Source organism: Sphingopyxis sp. GW821-FHT12C06, from assembly GCF_058807415.1.
Genome location: NZ_JBXAQR010000001.1, coordinates 310646 through 329621, shown reverse-complemented (window position 1 = coordinate 329621; position 18976 = coordinate 310646). Strand labels below are relative to the sequence as shown.

Below are 18976 nucleotides of genomic sequence, written 5' to 3'. Positions count from 1 at the left end.
AGGGCGGGAGCGGCTGGGAACCCTCAGCTCGACCGATAGCCCCCCGGCTTTCGCCGGGGAACGACTCCTGTGGCCGACGCTCTCAGATTTATGCCGCCGCCTTCTTTGCCTGGCGATATTTATGCAGCAGCGGCTCGGTATAGCCCGACGGCTGCGTTACACCCTCGAAGATCAATGCGCGCGCGGCCTGCCAAGCGATGCCGTCGGGAGTCAGTTTTTCGTAGAGCGCATCACCCGCATTTTGCGCATCGACCTTGGCTGCCATGCGCGCCAGTGCCGCGTCCACCTGCGCCTCGGTGCAGACGCCGTGGAGCAGCCAGTTGGCGAGCGCCTGACTGGCGATGCGCAGCGTCGCGCGATCTTCCATCAGGCCGACATCATCGATGTCGGGAACCTTCGAGCAGCCGACGCCCTGATCGATCCAGCGCACGACATAGCCGAGGATGCCTTGGCAATTATTGTCGAGTTCGCGGGTAATTTCGGCCTCGCTCCAGTTGCGGCCGGTCGCGACGGGGATGTTGAGCAGGCGGTCGAGCGATGGCACCGCCTCGCCCGCGATCTCCTTCTGCCGCGCGAACACGTCGACCTGATGATAATGGAGTGCATGCAAGGTCGCAGCGGTCGGCGACGGCACCCAAGCGGTGTTCGCGCCCGACCGGGGATGGCCGATCTTGGCTTCGAGCATCCCCTTCATCAGGTCGGGCATCGCCCACATGCCCTTGCCGATCTGCGCCTTGCCGCTGAGCCCGCAAGCGAGCCCGATACGGACGTTGCGATCCTCGTAGGACGCGATCCAGTCGCTCGCCTTCATCTCGCCCTTGGGGATCATCGGTCCGGCGCGCATCGAGGTGTGGATTTCGTCGCCGGTGCGGTCGAGGAAGCCGGTGTTGATGAAGACGATGCGGTCCTTCACCGCATGAATGCACGCAGCGAGGTTCGCGCTGGTGCGGCGTTCCTCGTCCATCACGCCGACCTTCATCGTGTGGCGCGCGAGGCCGAGCAGATCCTCGACTGCGTCGAACAAGCGGTCGGTGAAGCCGCATTCCTCGGGACCATGCTGCTTGGGCTTGACGATATAGATGCTGCCCGCGCGGCTATTGTTGAGCGTGCCGAGATTTTTCAGGTCGTGGAGCGAGCAGAGGCTGGTAAACACCGCGTCGCACAGCCCCTCGGGCGCTTCGCTACCGTCCGCCAGCTTGACCATCGGCGTCGTCATCAGATGGCCGACGTTGCGCACGAACATCACGCTGCGCCCCGGCAGGGTGAAGGCGGTGCCATCGGGCGCAGTCCATGCGCGGTCGGGCTCCATCGCACGGGTGACGGTCGCACCGCCCTTGGCAAAGCTTTCGGTCAGATCGCCGCGCATCAGGCCGAGCCAGTTGGTGTAGCCGAGGGTTTTGTCCTCGCCATCGACCGCGGCGACGCTGTCCTCGAGGTCGATGATCGTGGTCAGCGCGGCTTCGAGCAGCACGTCGGCGATGCCGGCGGGATCGGTTTTGCCGATCGCGCTGTCGGCATCGATCACCAGTTCGATGTGCAGGCCGTTGTGCTTGAGCAGGATGCCGCCGGGCTTGGTGCCGACCCATTGCGCGGCGTTGGCGAGTAGCGGCTGGCCGCCTTGCCAGTCGGCCCAGCTTCCCGACGCCAGCGGTACGGCTTCGTCGAGAAACGCCTTGGCCCGCGCAATCACCGCCGCACCGCGTGCAGCATCATAACCACCGGACTTGGCGGGCGGCGCGTCAAGCGCGTCGGTGCCGTAAAAGGCGTCGTAGAGACTGCCCCAGCGCGCATTGGCGGCGTTGAGCGCAAAGCGCGCGTTGAGCGCGGGAACGACGAGCTGCGGCCCCGCCATCGTCGCGATTTCGGGGTCGACATTTTGCGTGCCGACCTGAAACCCTGTGGGTTCGGGAACCAGATAACCGATCTCGCGCAGGAACGCCTGATAAGCAGCGGCGTCATGCGCCTGCCCTGCCCGCGCCTGATGCCAAGCGTCGATCTTTGCCTGCAAATCCTCACGCTTGGCCAGCAGCGCAGCATTTTCGGGGGCGAACTTGCAGAGCAGCGCAGCGAAATCGGCCCAGAATTTGTCGCCCTCGAGTCCCGTCCCGGTCAGCGCTTTCGCTTCAACGAAATCGACAAGACGCGAATCGATGGACAGGCCGTGGCGATCGAGGAAATCAGTCATGTTGCACCCTTTGGTCGGCGCGGCTGCGCCAGTGGACCCGGGGAGGAAAGGGCCGCTGCCCTATGCCGCGATTGATCGGGCTTGGCAACTGGCCGCTAACGCGAAATCTCGATCGCGGGCGGCGGGGCCGGCGGCATTTCATTAAGCGCAACGCGGACCTGGTTACGCCCCCCCGCCTTGGCGCGATAAAGCGCTGTGTCGGCGCGGCGCGCCAGTTCGAACAATGTGTCGCCCGGCATCATCTGCGCCACTCCGAACGACGCCGTCACCGCATGGTCGATCCCGGACACCGAGGTTGCGGCAAAGGCCGCGCGCACGGCTTCGGCATAGACGCGCCCGTCGGCGAGATTGGCACCGACGATGAACACAGCGAATTCCTCACCCCCCAGCCGGCCGACCAGAGCCTGTTCGGACGCAGCTTCGCGCAGAAGCCGGGAAAACTCGGCAATCACGCTGTCGCCCGCGGCATGGCCGAAACTGTCATTGATCATCTTGAAATGGTCGAGATCAGCCGTGACCATCACCCTCGGCCCGCCCGATCGTAGCACTTGCGCGAGGGCGCGTTCAGCGCGATCTTCGAAGCCGCGGCGATTGAGCAACCCCGACAGGGCATCGGTTTCCGACCGCGCCATCATTTCTGCCGCGGTGTCACGCATCATCACGAGCAACAGCACGAGCCCAAGCATGACGAGCGTCACCGCCGCAAGGCTTTGCGAAATGGCGGCATAGGTCGTCGCTATATAGCCTTGTGGCGTGCTCGCCGTCCCCGCCAGCACCCCGATGAGCGGCTTGGAGAGATAGATAAGCGCCGTGACGACTTGCAGCACGAGCAGCAGCACATCGAGCGCCTGCCGGCGCCCTGAGCGCAGAATGACGAACGCAAACAAGGCTTGCGCGGCAAAATAGGGAAATTGGTAAAGGAATGCGCGCAGCGGCGACGTATAGGGAAGCGTAAAGATAACCGGCGTCACAAGGATGCTGAAGCCCCAGATCGCCGCAACCGCGAACCATGGCGGAGCGACGCGATAATGATGCGCGACGCCGACGAGGCAAAAGGTCATGGCGAGGAGGACGATCAGGAAAATGCTGACCCCGACGACGGTCGGGTCCGACGTCTGACTGAGAAGAAACTCCAGCGCAACGTTGCCGATCGCCAGACCATAGCCCAGCGCGACCCATTTGGCGCCGCGCTCCGTGCGGTTCGTCGCCGCCACCACGCCAAAGGCCACGGCAAAAATGCCGGCGATGAACATGTTGATGCCAAGGACGAAAGCTGCTGTCATCGATCCACTCGATAGGTGTTTCGCCCCTCCTAGAGAGGCGTGTCCGAAATTTCGGTTAATCCGTTGCGATTCGAAGGCATTTGATCATGCCTTGGCCCAAGCGGGCGGCCCCTACAGTGATTTGCCGCACAGCGTCGACGATAATGTATCGACAATAATATTGCGCGGGGGTGCCAAACGCCCTTTTCGCTCGCTATACGGTGCCGATGACCATCCTCACCGCAAACGAAAGCGCAATGCTCGAACGCGCAGCCGATGCGCCGATGCTGCGCCAGGTCGAACAATGGGCCGCGGTGAACAGCGGGACGGGCAATCTGGCGGGCCTCAAAACCGTTGCGGGACTGCTCGCCGATGCTTTTGCAGAGCTGCCCGGCCCGATCCGCCTCGTCGCGCCCGATCCGGTCGAGAGCGTCGATGCCACCGGCGCGGTTCGGACGACCCAGCGCGGTGACCATCTCCACCTCCGCGTTCGTCCCGAGGCACCGGTGCAACTGTTGCTGACCGGCCATATGGACACGGTGTTCGCCGCCGATCACCCCTTCCAGACACTGCAATGGCGCGAACCGGGGGTGCTCAACGGTCCCGGCACCGCCGACATGAAGGGCGGAATTTCGGTGATTCTCGCGGCGCTCACCGCGCTCGAGGCATCGCCGCTCGCGGGCCGCGTCGGCTATGATGTGATGATCAACAGCGACGAGGAGACGGGAAGCCACGCCTCCGCCGCGCTGATCGCCGAGCTGGCACAGGGCAAGACCGCCGCGCTCACCTATGAGCCCGCCTTGCCCGACGGAACGCTGGCGGGCGCGCGGCCGGGGAGCGGCAATTTCTCCGTGCTGATCCATGGCCGTTCCGCACATGCCGGGCGCAATCCGGAGGAAGGACGCAACGCGCTCGTCGCCGCCGCCGACCTTGCGCTGCGGCTCGATGCGCTGAAATCGCCCATGCTCAAGGTCAATCCCGCAAAGATCGACGGCGGCGGGCCGAACAATGTGGTTCCCGATCAGGCGATTTTGCGCGTGAACATGCGCCCGTCGACCCCCGATGCCATGGCCGCAGCCGAAGCTGCCCTGCGCGATGCGGTCGCTGCGGTGTCGCGCGATCATGATTTGCATTGCCATCTTCACGGCGGCTTCAACCGCCCGCCCAAACCGCTCGATGCCGCGGCGACGCGCTTGTTCGAGCTGGTCCGCGATTGCGGCGCCGCGCTCGGCCTGACGATCGGCTGGAACGCCACCGGGGGCGTGTGCGACGGCAATAATATTGCCGCCTGCGGCATTCCGGTGGTCGACACGATGGGCCCGCGCGGCGGCGCCATCCATTCGTCGGACGAATTTCTGATCACCGACAGCCTGCCCGAACGCGCGCAGTTGTCGGCACTGACCATGTTGAGAATAGCGGAACGGGGGACTGTGTGAACTATGTGATCCGGGCGGCCAAGCCGGGCGATTTGCAGAGCATTTACGAAATGGCGAAGCTGACCGGCGGCGGCTTTACCAACCTGCCCCCCGACAAGAAAGCACTGCGCGCAAAGCTCGATCGCACCGAGGCAAGCTTTGCCAGCGACAAGGAATATCCGTCGGACGAGCTCTACCTGCTCGTGCTCGAGGATCTCGACAGCGGCGAGGTGCGCGGTACCTGCCAGATTTTCGGGCAGGTCGGCCAGCGCTGGCCTTTTTATTCATACCGCATCGGCACCGACAGCAAGCATAGCGAACAGCTCGACCGGACTTTCCATGCGCAAGTGTTGATGCTCAGCAACGACCTCAATGGCGCGAGCGAGGTCGGCGGATTGTTCCTGCACCCTGCGGCGCGGGCTGGCGGGCTCGGGCTGTTGCTCGCGCGCTCGCGCTATTTGTTCATCGCGCGCCACCGCGCGCGCTTTGGCGACCGGATTCTCGCCGAACTGCGCGGGGTAATCGACGAAGCGGGCGGATCGCCCTTCTGGGACGGCGTTGCCGGAAAGTTCTTCGGAATGAGCTTTCAGGAAGCCGACCAGTTCAACGCGGTCCATGGCAACCAGTTCATCGCCGACCTGATGCCCAAGCATCCCGTCTATATCGCGATGCTGGGCGAGCATGCCCGCAGCGTGATCGGCGTCCCGCACCCAAGCGGCCGCGCCGCGATGCGCATGCTGGAGAATGAGGGCTTCGCATACGAAAATTATGTCGACATTTTCGACGGCGGCCCGACGATGACCGCGCGCACCGATCAGGTGGCGAGCATTCGCGATGCGCGGCATGTCGCAGTTTCGGCGATTGCCGACGGGAGCGAGGATGCGCTGGTTGCGACCGGGCAGCTCGCCGATTTCCGCTGCTGTTTCGGGCAAGTCAGCAACGGCGGAACGCTCGACAACCATGCGGCGAAGCTGCTGGGTGTCGCCGCGGGCGACGAAATCAGCTGGATCGGGCGGTAGCCCGGTGCGACGGCTATTCTATCCGCTCCCTCACGAAAGCCCGGATCGATCATGCTGCATCGCAATGGGTTCGAAGGCTTGGCGGTGACTTGACCGTAGAACCGGGCCCCGGCTTTCGGCGGGGAACGATTTGACAAACTGGCGCTCGAGGAGGTTTTCAAAGCCATGCTCACCGAAATCAACTTCGACGGCATTATCGGCCCGACACATAATTATGCCGGGCTGAGCCAGGGCAATATCGCCTCGGCCACCCACGCAGGCGACGCTTCGCAGCCGCGCGCCGCAGCGTTGCAGGGCATCGACAAGATGCGCCACAATCTCGCGCTCGGACTGCCTCAGGGCTTCTTCATGCCGCTCGATCGTCCCGATGCGCGATGGCTCGCAACGCTGGCAACAACGCCCAAAACTGCCGAGCCGCATTTGCGCGCGCAGGCCTGGTCGGCGTCATCGATGTGGGCGGCCAATGCGGCGACCGTCTCCCCAGCCCCCGACAGCGCCGACGGCAAATGCCATCTGACCATTGCCAACCTCGTCACCATGCCCCACCGCAGCCACGAATGGCCGGGCACGCTGGCGCAGCTTCGCATCGCTTTTGCCGACCCAGCCTTTGCTGTCCATGCACCAGTCCCTGCGCCCTTCGGCGACGAGGGCGCTGCGAACCATATGCGGTTGTGCAGCGGACATGACGGCCCGGGTGTCGAGATTTTCGTCTATGGCGTCGGCGGCGGCCGCTTCCCGGCGCGCCAGCATCTCGACGCGTCGAAGGCGATCGCACGCCACCACCGGCTCGATCCGACCCGCACACTCTTCATCCGCCAGTCGGACACCGCAATCCAGGGCGGCGCTTTCCACAATGATGTCGTCGCAGTCGCGAACGAACATGTGCTGTTCACCCACGAAACCGCGTTCGAGGATCGCGCGGGCGCGCACACCCAAATCCGCGCGGCGTTCCCCGAGGTCGAGATTGTCGAAGTGCCCGCGAGCGCGGTCAGCCTGCCCGACGCGATCAAATCCTATCTGTTCAATGCCCAGCTCGTGAGCCTGCCCGATGGCGGCGGCATGGGTCTGGTGCTGCCGTCGGAGGCTTGCGAAACACCGTCGGTGTGGCAATGGCTGGAGGCACATGTCGCCGGCAACGGCCCGATCCGCCGCCTGCTCCCCGTCAATGTCCGCCAGTCGATGGCGAACGGCGGCGGCCCGGCGTGCCTGCGGCTGCGCGTCGTTGCCGACCCCGCCACCGTCGACCCGCGCTTTATGGCGGACGATGCCACGCTCGACCGGATCGCCGAAGTGGTGGTCGCACATTGGCCCGAAGCAATCACCCCCGGCGACCTCGCCTCTGCGGCGCTGCTGGCCGATGTGCAACGCGCGCGTACGGCGTTGCTGGAGGCATTGGGGTTGAGCGAGCTCATCTGAATTTCCGCTGACGACCGAAAGGCGACCTATCACTCCTCGTCACCCCGGGCTTGATCCGGCACCCAGAAGGCTTCCGTTACCCTGGATCCCGGACCAAGCCTGTCCTGAGCCTGTCGAAGGGTCCGGGATGTCGGGGGTCAGAGACCGTGTCCCCCAGACGTCCTCCCTTCCCTCACCTGTCGGATTAACTTACAGTTTACCATAAGCCCGGCGCGTAAAATCCCCGATTTGCGCCACTGGCACAGCTCTTGCTGGGATGATGGCGATGCTGAAAAAAATCGGACGGCTGTTCATCATCAAGACGCGCTTCGAAGCGTGCCTGATCATTTATGCGCTGGGGGCCGGGGCGATGGCGCGCGGTATCGCCTATCTCGATCAATATCCCGGCATCGGCGGCCAGCTGTTGCTCGCCGCGTGCAGCGGATCGGTCTTTCTGGCGGGGGCAAAAATTTTCGATTGCTTGCGCTATGAGCAGGCGGAGGCCGCGGCCAAGGCCGCCGAGCAACAAGCCTAGGATCCGCCCGGACTTTCGCCCGTCACCGAAACCTGCCAAGGGTGGCAGCATGACACGGATCGGCGGCAATCCCGCTCTCAGCACCGAACATGCCTATGGCCTGACGCTGCGCGTTGCGCGCTGGCGTGAGGGTGCGGGCGGTGTGCCTCTGCTGTTCCTCAACGGCATCGGCGCCGACATCGCCGCCGCCGCCCCTTTGCTCGCGCGGATCGACGGGCGGGAGGTCTTGACACTCGACATGCCCGGCGTCGGCGGTTCGCCCGATACGCTGCTCCCCTATACCGCGCCGGCGATGGCATCGGTGGTGATGGAGATTGCCGACCGTCTGGGCCACGCACAGGTCGACCTCGCCGGTTTCAGCTGGGGCGGTGCGCTGGCGCAACAGATTGCGGTGCAGTTTCCGGAGCGTATCCGCCACCTCATCCTCATGGCGACGACGCCCGCGGTCAGCGCGCCGGGAATCGGCTGGGCGGCGTTACTCGACGCGGATATGCTGGCGAGCGGGCTGAAGCTGCCGACCGCGACCCCGCTCGGCCTCGCCTGGCAGAGCATGGCAATGGCGGGATGGACGAGCGCCGCAATGCTGCCGCAGCTGAAAACGATGCCGGTGCTGATCCTGATGGGCCGGAATGACGGTGTCGTACCCGCCAGCCATGGACAGATGATCGCCGATCTGATCGATGGATCGGTGCTGGAGGTGGTGCCCGGATCGCACCTCTTCCCCTTCACCCATGCCGCCGATATTTCGGTACGGATCAGCGCGTTTCTGGACCAGCCGGCGGCAGCGGAGCGGCAAGCCGCCGCGTAAGGAAGTCAGTGATCGCAGCCGCCGTCGCGTCGGGCGCCTCCTCCATCGGCAGATGGCCGATCCCGTCGAGCAGCACGACCTCCGACCCGGCAATACGTTCATGGAAAGTCTGCGCCGCGGTTGCGTTGATCAGCCGATCCTCTTTGCCGAACAGGATCAGCGTCGGCGCTGTGATCGCTCCGATCTGGTCCGCCATCGCGGGTTCGCGGTCCATCCGCGCCCGCAGCACTGTCGCCTCGCGGTTGCCGGGGAAGCGCAGCAGCTCCCAATAACGATCGATCATCGGCTCATCGACGATCCCCTGTTTGGCCACCGTCCCGCGCACCGATTGTTCGACCAGCATACGCGGGGTGATCTGCGTCGCGAGCCAGCGGCCGAACGGATATTCGAGGACGCGAAAGCCGATGTTCGATTCGGGCCGCTTCTCGCCCTTGCGCAGCGGCATGCCGGCGGCGTCGAGCAGCAGCAGCGCATCGACCCGCGCGGGCTCCGCCAGCGCATAGCGCCACGCGACCCAGCCACCCATCGAATTGCCGCCGAGGATAAAATGTTCGAGCCCGACCTTCGCCGCGACGACATCGATCGCGGCGATCATGCCGTCGGCGCTATAATCCTTGTCAGGGGTACCGCCGGTCAGCCCATGACCGGGCAGATCAAGCGTGACGATGCGATAGCGATCACCGAGCCGCTTCACGAGCGGTTCCCAGGTGTGGAGGCTGGCGTTCGATCCGTGGAGCAGGACGATCGCCGGACCATCCGGCTTGCCCTGATCGCGATAATGGATGCGCTGCCCCGCCGGGCCATCGACGAAGGTCGCTTTCGGCCCGCCATATTTGGCGATCATCTCGTCGCGATCGGTATCCGACGTGCGCAGGAGCAGGAAGATGGTGAGGATCGCAACGATCAGGCCGAGCGGGATCATCACCCGTTTGCGACGGATCAAGGACCGCCTTGGCGGTTGCGGTTCAAATTCATCGTCGTCGAACATCACGCCCCCTCAGAGCCGGCGCGACCCTAGCGCTTGGGGGCGCGCCGTCAATGCGCGGGAAAACTATTCATCGATCCTGCGACGAAAAGTTTCGGGCAAAAACAGCAAGCCAACAACAAGCGTGATCACCGCGACAACCACAGGATACCAAAGCCCATAATAAATATTGCCCGTCGCGGCGACCATCGCAAAGGCTGTCGTCGGCAGGAAACCGCCAAACCAGCCGTTGCCGATATGATAGGGCAGCGACATCGCCGAATAGCGGATGCGGCTGGGGAAAAGCTCGACCAGCAACGCTGCGATCGGGCCGTAGACCATCGTGACGAGCAGGACGAGGTAGAAGAGGATCGCGACGACGAGCGGCTTGTTGATCGCGGCCGGGTCGGCCTTTGCCGGATAGCCCGCCGCTGCGGTCGCTGCGGCGAGGTCCTTGCGAAACGCCTCAGCCGCGCTGGCCCGCTCATTCTCGGCAATTCGCCAGGGTTCGGGCGCGGTCAGCACACGGTCGCCGATGCGGACCTCTGCCGGCAGGATGGTGACGGTGCCACGCGTGACATTGGTATAGCTGACCCCCGCCTTGGCCAGCGCGGCCTTGGCGATGTCACAGCCCGTACCCTCGAACTTGTTCTTGCCCACGGGGTCAAACTGGAAGGCACAGGCGCCGGGGTTCGCAGTGACGATCACCGCCGCGCTGTCCTGCGCTTTCGCCATTGCGGGATTGGCGGCAGCGGTGAGCATGTGGAAGGCGGGGAAATAGGTCAGCGCCGCGAGCGCGCAGCCAGCAAGGATGATCGGCTTGCGCCCGATCCGGTCGCTAAGCCAGCCAAAGAAGATAAAGAAAGGCGTGCCGAGCGCGAGCGCAATGGCAATCAATATATTGGCGGTCGCGCCATCAACCTTCAGCGTCTTTTCAAGGAAGAAGAGCGCGTAGAATTGCCCGGTGTACCAGACCACCGCCTGCCCCGCGACCGCGCCCATCAGCACAATCAGAACCAGCTTGAGGTTGGCCCAGCGGCCAAAAGCCTCGGTCAGCGGCGCCTTCGACGTCGTGCCTTCATCCTTCATCTTCTGAAAAACCGGGCTTTCCTCAAGCTGAAGGCGTATCCACAGCGAGACGCCGAGCAGAATCACCGAGATCAGGAACGGCACGCGCCAGCCCCAACTCGCGAACGCATCCTCGCCGATCAGATAGCGGGTGGCGATGACGACGAGCAACGCCGCGAACAGCCCGAGCGTCGCGGTCGTCTGAATGAAGCTGGTGAAGAGGCCGCGTTTCCCCTCGGGCGCATGTTCGGCAACATAGGTGGCGGCGCCGCCATATTCGCCGCCGAGCGCGAGCCCCTGAAGCAGGCGCAGCACGACGAGCAGCACCGGCGCCGCGACGCCGATCGTGCCATAGCTAGGCAACACCCCGACGAGGAAGGTCGAGGCGCCCATCAGGCCCATGGTGACGAGAAAAGTATTCTTGCGCCCGACCAGATCGCCGATGCGCCCGAACACGAGCGCGCCGAACGGCCTGACGGCAAAGCCCGCGGCAAAGGCCGCAAGCGCGAAGATGAAGCCGGTGGTTTCGTTGACGCCCGAGAAAAATTGCGCCGAGATAATCGTCGCGAGCAGGCCGTAGAGGTAGAAATCATACCATTCGAAAACCGTGCCGAGCGATGACGCGAGGATCACCTTGCGCTCGCTCTGGCGGCTTTCGATGGTTGCCACCGCGATATGTTCGCTCATCCTCTTCCCCGTTCGCCCTGAGCCCGTCGAAGGGCCGTTCTTCTTCTAGCGTGATGCTAGAGGAAAGAACGGTGCTTCGACAAGCTCAGCACGAACGGAAAGAAAGGCAGGTGCTTAGCGTCCGCCGACGCGGGTCACCGCGCCCTTATGCGCGCCGACGCTCTTGTTGCGCGGGCGGAAGAAGCGCTTGCGCTGACCTTCTGCGCCCTCACCAGCCGCACCGGCGGCGCCAGCACCTTCACGGCGCGGACCACGGTCGCCGTTCGGCTTGCCGCCGTTGCGTCCACGATTCGCATCCTGACGCTGGCGGTTCGGATCGCGCCCCTGGCTGCCGGTGTCCTTGGGACCCGCAACGGGCTTGGGCAGATTGCGCACCAGCTCGTTGAAATTCTCGGGCAACGGCCGCGGTTCGGCCTTGGACCGGGTGACGCGCTCGATATCCTTCATATAGGGACGCTCATCGGGCGCGATGAAGCTGATCGCCATACCCTCTGCACCCGCACGCGCGGTACGGCCGATGCGGTGAACATATTGTTCGGGCACGTTCGGGATCTCGAAGTTGATGACATGGCTGACGCCCGACACATCGATGCCGCGCGCGGCAATGTCGGTCGCGACGAGCAGCTTGATCTCGCCCGCGCGGAACTGCTGCAACGCATTGGTGCGCTGCGACTGGCTCTTGTTGCCATGGATCGCCATCGCCTTGATCCCGGCGCCCGCGAGGTGACGCACGACGCGGTCGGCGCCATGCTTGGTGCGGGTGAAGATCAGCGCGCGGTCAATGTCCTCGCTGGCGACGACCGAATGGAGCAGCGCCTGCTTTTCCTTCTGTTCGACGAAGGTCGAATATTGGCGGATCTTTTCAACGGTCGTCGCCTGCGGCGTGACCGACACGGTGACGGGATCGTTCAGGAACTGGTCGGCCAGGCCCGCAATTTCCTTGGGCATCGTCGCCGAGAAGAACAAATTCTGGCGGCGCGACGGCAGCAGCTTGGCGACGCGGCGCAGCGAGTGGATGAAGCCCATGTCCATCATCTGGTCAGCTTCATCGAGGACGAAGATTTCGACATCGTCGAGACGCAGCGCGCGCTGGTCAATGAGGTCGAGCAGACGGCCCGGGGTCGCGACGAGGATATCGACGCCGCCCGACAGGTCGCGGATCTGCTTGTTGATCGGTACGCCGCCGAACACAGTCGAAACGGTCAGCTTGGTGAAGCGGCCATAGTCACGGCAGCTCTGCGCAATCTGCGCCGCGAGTTCGCGCGTCGGCGACAGCACCAGCATGCGGCAACCGCGCGGCGGGCGCGCATGCGGATAGGTGAGAAGGTGATGGATCGAGGGCAGCGAGAAGGCCGCGGTCTTGCCGGTTCCGGTCTGCGCGATGCCGCACAGATCGCGGCCCTTCATCAGTTCGGGGATCGCCTGCATCTGGATCGGCGTCGGGGTGGTATAATCCTTGGCGGCAAGCGCGCGATTAATGTCGGCGTGCAGGCCAAAGTCGTTAAAAGTCGTCATAAAATACTCACATAGGGCGACGCGCAGGCGCATCCGTTCGCATCGAACGGACGGCGCACGGCCGCGGGTTCGAAACGACCCGCGTGAAAGGGTGCCTCTGGGGACAAAGCGCATTTCCGGCTCGCCCGCGCCTGAAGTCGGTCGGGAAAATCACGCTGCCGGTGGTTGCGGCGGATCGGTCCGCCATGCTGCGCTGCACCATATATGGCACGGGTTGCGTGGTTTTGCAAGATAATTGCGTGTCACTCTGTTCCCGTTCGCCCTGAGCTTGTCGAAGGGCCGTATTTTCTTCATCAACGTCGCAAGAAAGAACAGTGCTTCGACAAGCTCGACACAAACTGGAAAAGAGGACGGGGCATGAGCAGGAAAATCATCGTCATCGACGAAGGCACCACCTCGACCCGCACGATGCTCTTTTCCGCCGATGGCACTCCGCTCGGCAGCGCGCAGCGCGAGTTCAGGCAATATTACCCCGCCGCTGGCCTCGTTGAACATGACGCGGCAGAGATCTGGACCGCCACCCTCGCCTGTACCCGCGCGATGATCGACAAGGCGGGCGGCGCCGACGAAATCGCCGCGATCGGCATCACCAACCAGCGCGAAACGGTCGTGTTCTGGGACCGCATCAGCGGCGAGCCGCTGGCGCGCGCGATCGTGTGGCAGGACCGCCGCACCGCCCCCGACTGCGCCGCGCTGAAGGATGCGGGGCATGAGGCGATAGTGCAGGAAAAAAGCGGGCTGCTGCTCGATCCCTATTTTTCGGGGAGCAAGATCGGCTGGGCGCTGAAAAACTGGCCGCAATTGAAAGAGGCGGGCGACCGGCTCGTAGTCGGGACGATCGAATCCTACATCGTCTTTCGCCTGACCGGCGGCGCGCATGTCAGCGATGCGACCAATGCATCGCGCACGCAGTTGATGGACATCAACGGTTCAGGCGGCTGGGATGCTGAACTCTGCGACCTGCTCGGCGTGCCGATGCCGCTGTTACCGGAGATTGTCGGCTGTACCGAACAGGTCGGCACCGCCGACCCGGCGCTGTTCGGCGGCGCGATCCCGATTTGCGGCATGGCGGGAGACCAGCAGGCGGCGACAATCGGACAGGCGTGCCTCTCGCCGGGGCAGACCAAGGCGACCTTCGGGACCGGCGCGTTCATCCTGTCGGCGAGCGGCACGGTGCGGCCGCATTCCGCGAACCGCCTGCTCGCGACTGTCCTGGTGCAGGAAGGCCACACGCGCAGCTATGCCCTCGAAGGATCGGTGTTCGTCGCGGGGAGCCTGATCAAATGGCTGCGCGACGGGCTCGGCCTGCTCGCCAATGCGGGCGAGAGCGAAGGGCTCGCGCGCTCGGTCGCCGACAATGGCGGGGTCTATCTGGTCCCCGCCCTCACGGGGCTCGGCGCGCCGCACTGGCGGCCCGATGCGCTTGCCGCAATCTCCGGCCTCAGCTTTGCAAGCGGCAAGGCGCATGTCGCGCGCGCCGCACTCGAGGCGCAAGCCTATCAGGCGCACGACCTGAAATCGGCGTTCGCCGCCGATGGGGTCGATTGGGCCGATCTGCGGATCGACGGCGGCATGGCGGCAAACGACTGGATGGCGCAGGATCTGGCCGACATGCTGAACCTGACCGTCGAGCGCCCCGAGTTCGTCGAAAGCACGGCGCTCGGCGCAGCGATGCTCGCCGCGACCGGCGCGGGCCTTTATCCCGATCTCGCGAGTGCGGCCAAGGCGATGCGCGGTCGCGCTACGCGCTTCACACCGGCGCTGAGTGCCCCCAAACGCAAAACGCGCCTTGCCGGGTGGCAAAGCGCGCTTGCGAAAGTATTGGGCTGATCCCCGCTTTCACGGGAACAAGCGCTTAGCGCTTGAGGGTGAGACCACCGAAACGCTTGTTGAACTTGGCAACCTGGCCCGCTGCGTCGAGCATGCGGCCGTTACCGCCGGTCCATGCCGGGTGCGCCGTCGGGTCGATTTCGAGCGTCATCGTGTCGCCCTCTTTGCCCCAAGTCGAGCGCGTCTGATATTCGGTGCCATCGGTCATCTTGACCGTGATCATGTGATAAGCGGGGTGAATGTCTTGTTTCATATCTGGGCTCCTGTGCCGCTGGTTACCGACCAGCCGCGTTGAGTCGGTGCGTCCGGGGACGCGAAGTCGCGGCCTTTAGTAGCCAATGGGAGAAAATGCAACATCTCTCCCCCAAGCCATAGCCCCCGGATCAAGTCCGGAGTGACGAAGCTCAAGAGCTTTCGCTCAATCCGTCGGCGGATCGGCGATCATCGCGGTGAACTGGCATTCGGTAGCCAGCTGGCCGTCCAACATCGCCCGACCCTCGAACTTGCAGATGTTCCGCTTCGTCTGAAGGATGGTGACGTGGAGGTCGAGCAGGCACCCCGGTTCGACGGGCTTGCGGAACTTGATCCCGTCGATGCTCATAAAATAGACGAGCTTGCCAGTCCCGGCGAGGCCCAGCGATTCGATCGCAAGCACACCGCCAGCCTGCGCCAGCGCCTCGACAATGAGGACCCCTGGCATGATCGGCCGGCCGGGGAAATGCCCCTGAAAAAAGGGCTCGTTGATCGTCACCGCCTTGACCGCGTGGATCGAGGTGTCCTTCACCATCGAAACCACCCGGTCAACGAGCAGCATCGGATAACGATGCGGAAGCAGGCTCAGGATCCGGCGCGTATCCACCGGACCCAAGGCCCCCGCTGCATTTTCCCCGTCGGCCATGGCTCTTAGCGCGTCGTCGGCGGGGTGCCGGCGGGTGCTGCAGCTGCGGCCGGCTGCGACGCACGGGCGGCGTCCATCAACTGCTGGTTGCGCTGCTGGACCAGCTGGCCCGGCTGATAACCGGCAGGCACCGCGATCGAGACGTTGGGCAGGATCTTGTTGAGCTCGGCGATCACCGCATCGGTGATGTCGACGTTGTTTTCGCGCGCCAGCACCGCTTCAGGATTAATCAGCAGATCGACCTTCTTGGCAGTCATCGCCGACTTGATCGCTTCGTTCATACGAACGCTGATCTGGTCTTCGACATAGGCGACAGCGAGCTCGACGGGCGCACCAATGCGGCCAAGTTCGGTCTGGGCAGACTGACGCTTGTCCTGCACCGCCTTGGCGGCTGCCTGCAGCGTAGTCTGATTCTGCGGAGTCTTTTTCGATTCTTCGTTAAATTTCGCAATCAGCACGTTGATTTCGGCTTGCAGCGTCTGGCCGCGCGACTGCTGCTGATCGATCTGCGCCTTATAGGTGGTTTCGATCTGCTGCGAAGCGACGGTGAAGGCGTTGGAGCGCGCGGCCGCCATGCGGACGTCGGCGACTGCGACGGCTTTCGCCTGCGCGATGGCAGGAGCCGACAGGATCGGCGAAACCGACAGGGTGGCGACGGCGAGCGCCGAAGCGGCAAGAATTTTCTTCATCAGAATTGGGTTCCTACGTTGAATGAGAAGCGTTTGACGTCATCACCCTCTTCTTTGCGAAGGGCATATGCGAAATCGATCCGGAATGGGCCGAAGGGAGAGTTCCAGTTGACCCCGGCGCCGATGGCGACGCGGGGCATCCAGCTGTCGCCGAAGAAGCGCTCTTCGAACGGCGAGAGTTCCGTGAAGCCATTGGCGAGGTCACATGTCGAATAGGCTGTGCTGCCAGTCGTCAGCGTCGCGAAAGTCTTCTCACCCGTGGCAGCCTTGCGGCACAGCGATTTAACCTTACCGCCGTCCGACATGTCCATGAAGTTTGCCAGCGTCGTCAACTCCGGCTTGCGGACGCTGAACACCGAACCGATGTCGAGGAATATCGACGGGCGCAGCCCCAGTTCCTTCGCGCCGGTGCCGAGCGGAATGTCCATCTCGATCCGGCCCTGATAATAGGCACGGCCGCCGAGCGCATCGTCGATCTGTCCGCGGTTCTTGTCGTCCGTAATAACGATGGGGTTGGCGGGATTGAGAGCATTGACCGAATAGCGGATGACGCGCGGACCGACACCGCGAATGTCGAAGCCGCGCATCTGCGGTTCGCCAAGGAAGAAGCGGTCGGTCAGGCGAACCTTGTCACTGCCCGGGCTGGGCGCGTTGCCGAACGGATATATATAACCACCCTCGGCCGAGACATTGAGGATGAAGCGGCTACCGAGGTTGAAATGCTTGCTGCCCGACAAACGGGTGCGGACATATTTCACGCTGCCGCCGAGGCCTGCGAAATCCTGACTGAGCGACAGCGACTGGCCACGCGTCGGACGCACACGGTTGTCACGATCATCATAAGCCAGCGTGAAGCCAACGAGCGAGGTCGTGCGCTTGCCGATCGCATCGCACAAATAGCGGCCGGCGATCAGCGGATCGCACTTGTCGCCGAAATAATAAAGCGACTTGTCGAGCGACACATCGTCGAAGTTCAGGCTGTAGCGACCGAAAAAGGACATGAATTCGGTCAGCGGAACGCCGGCGTTGAGCTGGAAGCCCGTCGTGACCTGCTGGAAGGTCGTGCGGCGATCATTGTTGATGAAGTTGAACGAGTTCAAATCGCGGCGATAAACGCTGCCGCCGACCGAGATGTTGCGATCGAACAAATAGGGTTCGGTAAAGCCGAGTTCGATCGACTTCGAATAGCTCGAATAATTGACCGACGCCTGCAGTTGCTGGCCAAGCCCGCGGAAGTTGCGCTGACGGATCGAACCCTGGAGCAGAAAATTCTCGATCGACGAGAAGCCCGCCGACAGCGACAATTCGCCGGTCGGTTTTTCCTCGACATTGGTTTCGAGGACGATGCGGTCGGGGGTACTGCCCTCTTTGCGCTCGATCGCAAGATTTTCCTGGAAATACCCCAGGCTGTTCAGACGATTTTCGGTGCGCTTGATGCCGAAGCTGTTGAAGGCATCGCCTTCGTTCAGACGGAATTCGCGGCGCACGACCTTGTCGTGGGTCAGCGTGTTGCCGTTCACGTCGATCCGCTCGACATAGGTGCGCGGGCTTTCGGCGACGTTGAAGGTGATCGCCATCGTCCGGGTTTCGGGATCGCGACGGAATTCGGGGTTGATGTCGGCAAAGGCATAGCCGAACAGGCCGGCAGTTTCGCTCAGGCTTTCGACGGTATCCTCGACCAGCTTGGCATCATACCAGTCGTCCTTCTTCATCGGCAGCATCGCCTTCAGCGTTTCCGGGCGGAAATCGCGAAGCTCGCTCTCTACATTGACGTCGCCGAACTTATAACGTTCGCCTTCTTCGACGACGTAGGTGATGATGAAGTCCTGCTTGTTGCTTGTCAGTTCCGCCACCGCCGAAATGACGCGGAAATCCGCATAGCCGTTCTTCAGGTAGAAAAGGCGCAGCTTTTGCTGGTCATAGGCAAGGCGATCGGGGTCATAGCTGGTGTTGGAAGACAGGATCGTCATCAGGCTCGACTGCTTCGTCGCCATCTCGCCCTTCAGCTCGCCATCGCTGAACTTCTCGTTCCCGATGATGCTGATCTGACGGACTTTGGACTTCGGACCTTCGTTGATTTCGAACACGACGTCGACGCGATTCTGGTCGAGCGAAACCATCTTCGGCTCAACGGTAGCGGCAAAGCGGCCCTGACGCTTGTAAAGCTCGATGATACGCGCCACGTCAGCGCGAACCTTCGACCGGGTGAAGATCTGGCGCGGCGAGAGCTTGATCTCCGGCCGGATCTTTTCTTCCTTGAGGCGCTTGTTGCCTTCAAGGATCACGCGGTTGATCACGGGGTTTTCGACCACCTGGATCGTCAGCGCGCCCTTGTCGTCACTGATCTGATAGTCCTTGAACAACTCGGTCGCCGCCAGATCCTTCAGCGCCTGGTCGAGAACCGAGCGATCATAGGGCTGGCCCACGCGCAGGCGCAGGTACGACAGGATCGTCTGCGCCTCGAGCCGCTGGTTACCGGTCACCGTGATCGACTGAACCGTCGTTGCCGACGGAGCCACTTCCGTTGTCGGGGCAGGGACGGTCGGCGGTGCGACCTGCTGTGCGAACAGCGGTGCGGCGGGCCATGCCAGCATCGTTCCCGCCATAAGAACTGCCGACAGCTGCGTCCGCGCCGAATATTTGTGTGATGCCACGCTGTTCATCCCGAAAAAACAAAATCCCTGCGCAAGGCCCCGCTCCGGCCAA

General features: G+C 63.4%; 15 protein-coding genes. 6 read left to right on the top strand and 9 right to left on the bottom strand.

Going from position 1 to position 18976, the window contains the following annotated elements; translation table 11 throughout:
• Positions 1–88: 88 nt before the first annotated feature.
• Both AC1RRJ_RS01395 and AC1RRJ_RS01390 read right to left on the bottom strand, forming a co-directional pair.
• Positions 89–2185, bottom strand: a complete 2097-nt coding sequence (locus AC1RRJ_RS01395) for a malate synthase G (protein ID WP_493119916.1) — start codon at positions 2183–2185, stop codon at positions 89–91.
• Positions 2186–2280: 95 nt separating this feature from the next.
• Positions 2281–3468, bottom strand: coding sequence for a GGDEF domain-containing protein (locus tag AC1RRJ_RS01390; protein ID WP_493119915.1), 1188 nt, complete (start codon positions 3466–3468; stop codon positions 2281–2283).
• Positions 3469–3674: 206 nt separating this feature from the next.
• Here AC1RRJ_RS01390 and AC1RRJ_RS01385 point away from each other — a divergent pair, with 206 nt between their 5' ends.
• The 5 genes from AC1RRJ_RS01385 to AC1RRJ_RS01365 all read left to right on the top strand — a co-directional run bounded on the left by AC1RRJ_RS01385 (position 3675) and on the right by AC1RRJ_RS01365 (position 8619).
• Complete coding sequence (locus AC1RRJ_RS01385) at positions 3675–4883, top strand: hydrolase (RefSeq protein ID WP_493119914.1); 1209 nt, start codon at positions 3675–3677, stop codon at positions 4881–4883.
• Positions 4880–5881 carry an arginine N-succinyltransferase gene (locus AC1RRJ_RS01380; RefSeq protein ID WP_493119913.1) on the top strand — a complete coding sequence of 334 codons (1002 nt, stop codon included), beginning with the start codon at positions 4880–4882 and terminating at the stop codon, positions 5879–5881. The genes AC1RRJ_RS01385 and AC1RRJ_RS01380 overlap by 4 nt, the downstream gene beginning before the upstream one ends.
• Positions 5882–6046: 165 nt before the next feature.
• A complete protein-coding gene (locus tag AC1RRJ_RS01375; protein WP_493119912.1) occupies positions 6047–7297 on the top strand; it encodes an N-succinylarginine dihydrolase in 1251 nt (416 codons plus the stop codon).
• Positions 7298–7562: 265 nt separating this feature from the next.
• Positions 7563–7811: a hypothetical protein gene (locus AC1RRJ_RS01370; RefSeq protein ID WP_493119911.1), complete on the top strand. Its 249-nt coding sequence runs from the start codon at positions 7563–7565 to the stop codon at positions 7809–7811.
• Positions 7812–7860: 49 nt separating this feature from the next.
• Entirely contained in the window at positions 7861–8619 is a 759-nt protein-coding gene (locus AC1RRJ_RS01365) for an alpha/beta fold hydrolase (RefSeq protein ID WP_493119910.1), read from the top strand.
• On the opposite strand, the gene AC1RRJ_RS01360 is transcribed toward AC1RRJ_RS01365, so the two are convergent.
• The 3 genes from AC1RRJ_RS01360 to AC1RRJ_RS01350 all read right to left on the bottom strand — a co-directional run bounded on the left by AC1RRJ_RS01360 (position 8567) and on the right by AC1RRJ_RS01350 (position 12853).
• Positions 8567–9562 carry an alpha/beta fold hydrolase gene (locus AC1RRJ_RS01360; protein WP_493119909.1) on the bottom strand — a complete coding sequence of 332 codons (996 nt, stop codon included), beginning with the start codon at positions 9560–9562 and terminating at the stop codon, positions 8567–8569. The genes AC1RRJ_RS01365 and AC1RRJ_RS01360 overlap by 53 nt on opposite strands.
• 108 nt (positions 9563–9670) lie before the next feature.
• Positions 9671–11338, bottom strand: coding sequence for an MFS transporter (locus AC1RRJ_RS01355; protein ID WP_493119908.1), 1668 nt, complete (start codon positions 11336–11338; stop codon positions 9671–9673).
• Between the two features lie 114 nt (positions 11339–11452).
• Entirely contained in the window at positions 11453–12853 is a 1401-nt protein-coding gene (locus AC1RRJ_RS01350; protein WP_493119907.1) for a DEAD/DEAH box helicase, read from the bottom strand.
• Positions 12854–13210: 357 nt separating this feature from the next.
• Here AC1RRJ_RS01350 and AC1RRJ_RS01345 point away from each other — a divergent pair, with 357 nt between their 5' ends.
• The gene (locus tag AC1RRJ_RS01345; RefSeq protein WP_493119906.1) at positions 13211–14683 is read left to right on the top strand and encodes a glycerol kinase; all 1473 of its coding nucleotides are present in this window, start codon (positions 13211–13213) and stop codon (positions 14681–14683) included.
• 25 nt (positions 14684–14708) lie between these two features.
• Here AC1RRJ_RS01345 and rpmE read toward each other — a convergent pair whose 3' ends face one another.
• The 4 genes from rpmE to bamA all read right to left on the bottom strand — a co-directional run bounded on the left by rpmE (position 14709) and on the right by bamA (position 18933).
• Complete coding sequence (gene rpmE / locus AC1RRJ_RS01340; protein WP_088439403.1) at positions 14709–14936, bottom strand: 50S ribosomal protein L31; 228 nt, start codon at positions 14934–14936, stop codon at positions 14709–14711.
• 165 nt (positions 14937–15101) lie between these two features.
• Positions 15102–15581 carry a 3-hydroxyacyl-ACP dehydratase FabZ gene (fabZ, locus tag AC1RRJ_RS01335; RefSeq protein WP_493119905.1) on the bottom strand — a complete coding sequence of 160 codons (480 nt, stop codon included), beginning with the start codon at positions 15579–15581 and terminating at the stop codon, positions 15102–15104.
• A 5-nt stretch (positions 15582–15586) separates the two neighbouring features.
• A complete protein-coding gene (locus AC1RRJ_RS01330; protein ID WP_493119904.1) occupies positions 15587–16270 on the bottom strand; it encodes an OmpH/Skp family outer membrane protein in 684 nt (227 codons plus the stop codon).
• Positions 16270–18933, bottom strand: a complete 2664-nt coding sequence (gene bamA, locus AC1RRJ_RS01325) for an outer membrane protein assembly factor BamA (RefSeq protein WP_493119903.1) — start codon at positions 18931–18933, stop codon at positions 16270–16272. Before bamA ends, AC1RRJ_RS01330 begins: the two co-directional genes overlap by 1 nt.
• Positions 18934–18976: the final 43 nt, after the last annotated feature.

Coding starts and splice junctions, on each gene's coding strand:
- AC1RRJ_RS01395 (WP_493119916.1), bottom strand. CDS start 2,185: ATGACTGATTTCCTCGATCGCCACGGCCTGTCCATCGATTCGCGTCTT.
- AC1RRJ_RS01390 (WP_493119915.1), bottom strand. CDS start 3,468: ATGACAGCAGCTTTCGTCCTTGGCATCAACATGTTCATCGCCGGCATT.
- AC1RRJ_RS01385 (WP_493119914.1), top strand. CDS start 3,675: ATGACCATCCTCACCGCAAACGAAAGCGCAATGCTCGAACGCGCAGCC.
- AC1RRJ_RS01375 (WP_493119912.1), top strand. CDS start 6,047: ATGCTCACCGAAATCAACTTCGACGGCATTATCGGCCCGACACATAAT.
- AC1RRJ_RS01370 (WP_493119911.1), top strand. CDS start 7,563: ATGCTGAAAAAAATCGGACGGCTGTTCATCATCAAGACGCGCTTCGAA.
- AC1RRJ_RS01365 (WP_493119910.1), top strand. CDS start 7,861: ATGACACGGATCGGCGGCAATCCCGCTCTCAGCACCGAACATGCCTAT.
- AC1RRJ_RS01355 (WP_493119908.1), bottom strand. CDS start 11,338: ATGAGCGAACATATCGCGGTGGCAACCATCGAAAGCCGCCAGAGCGAG.
- AC1RRJ_RS01350 (WP_493119907.1), bottom strand. CDS start 12,853: ATGACGACTTTTAACGACTTTGGCCTGCACGCCGACATTAATCGCGCG.
- AC1RRJ_RS01345 (WP_493119906.1), top strand. CDS start 13,211: ATGAGCAGGAAAATCATCGTCATCGACGAAGGCACCACCTCGACCCGC.
- rpmE (WP_088439403.1), bottom strand. CDS start 14,936: ATGAAACAAGACATTCACCCCGCTTATCACATGATCACGGTCAAGATG.
- fabZ (WP_493119905.1), bottom strand. CDS start 15,581: ATGGCCGACGGGGAAAATGCAGCGGGGGCCTTGGGTCCGGTGGATACG.
- AC1RRJ_RS01330 (WP_493119904.1), bottom strand. CDS start 16,270: ATGAAGAAAATTCTTGCCGCTTCGGCGCTCGCCGTCGCCACCCTGTCG.
- bamA (WP_493119903.1), bottom strand. CDS start 18,933: ATGAACAGCGTGGCATCACACAAATATTCGGCGCGGACGCAGCTGTCG.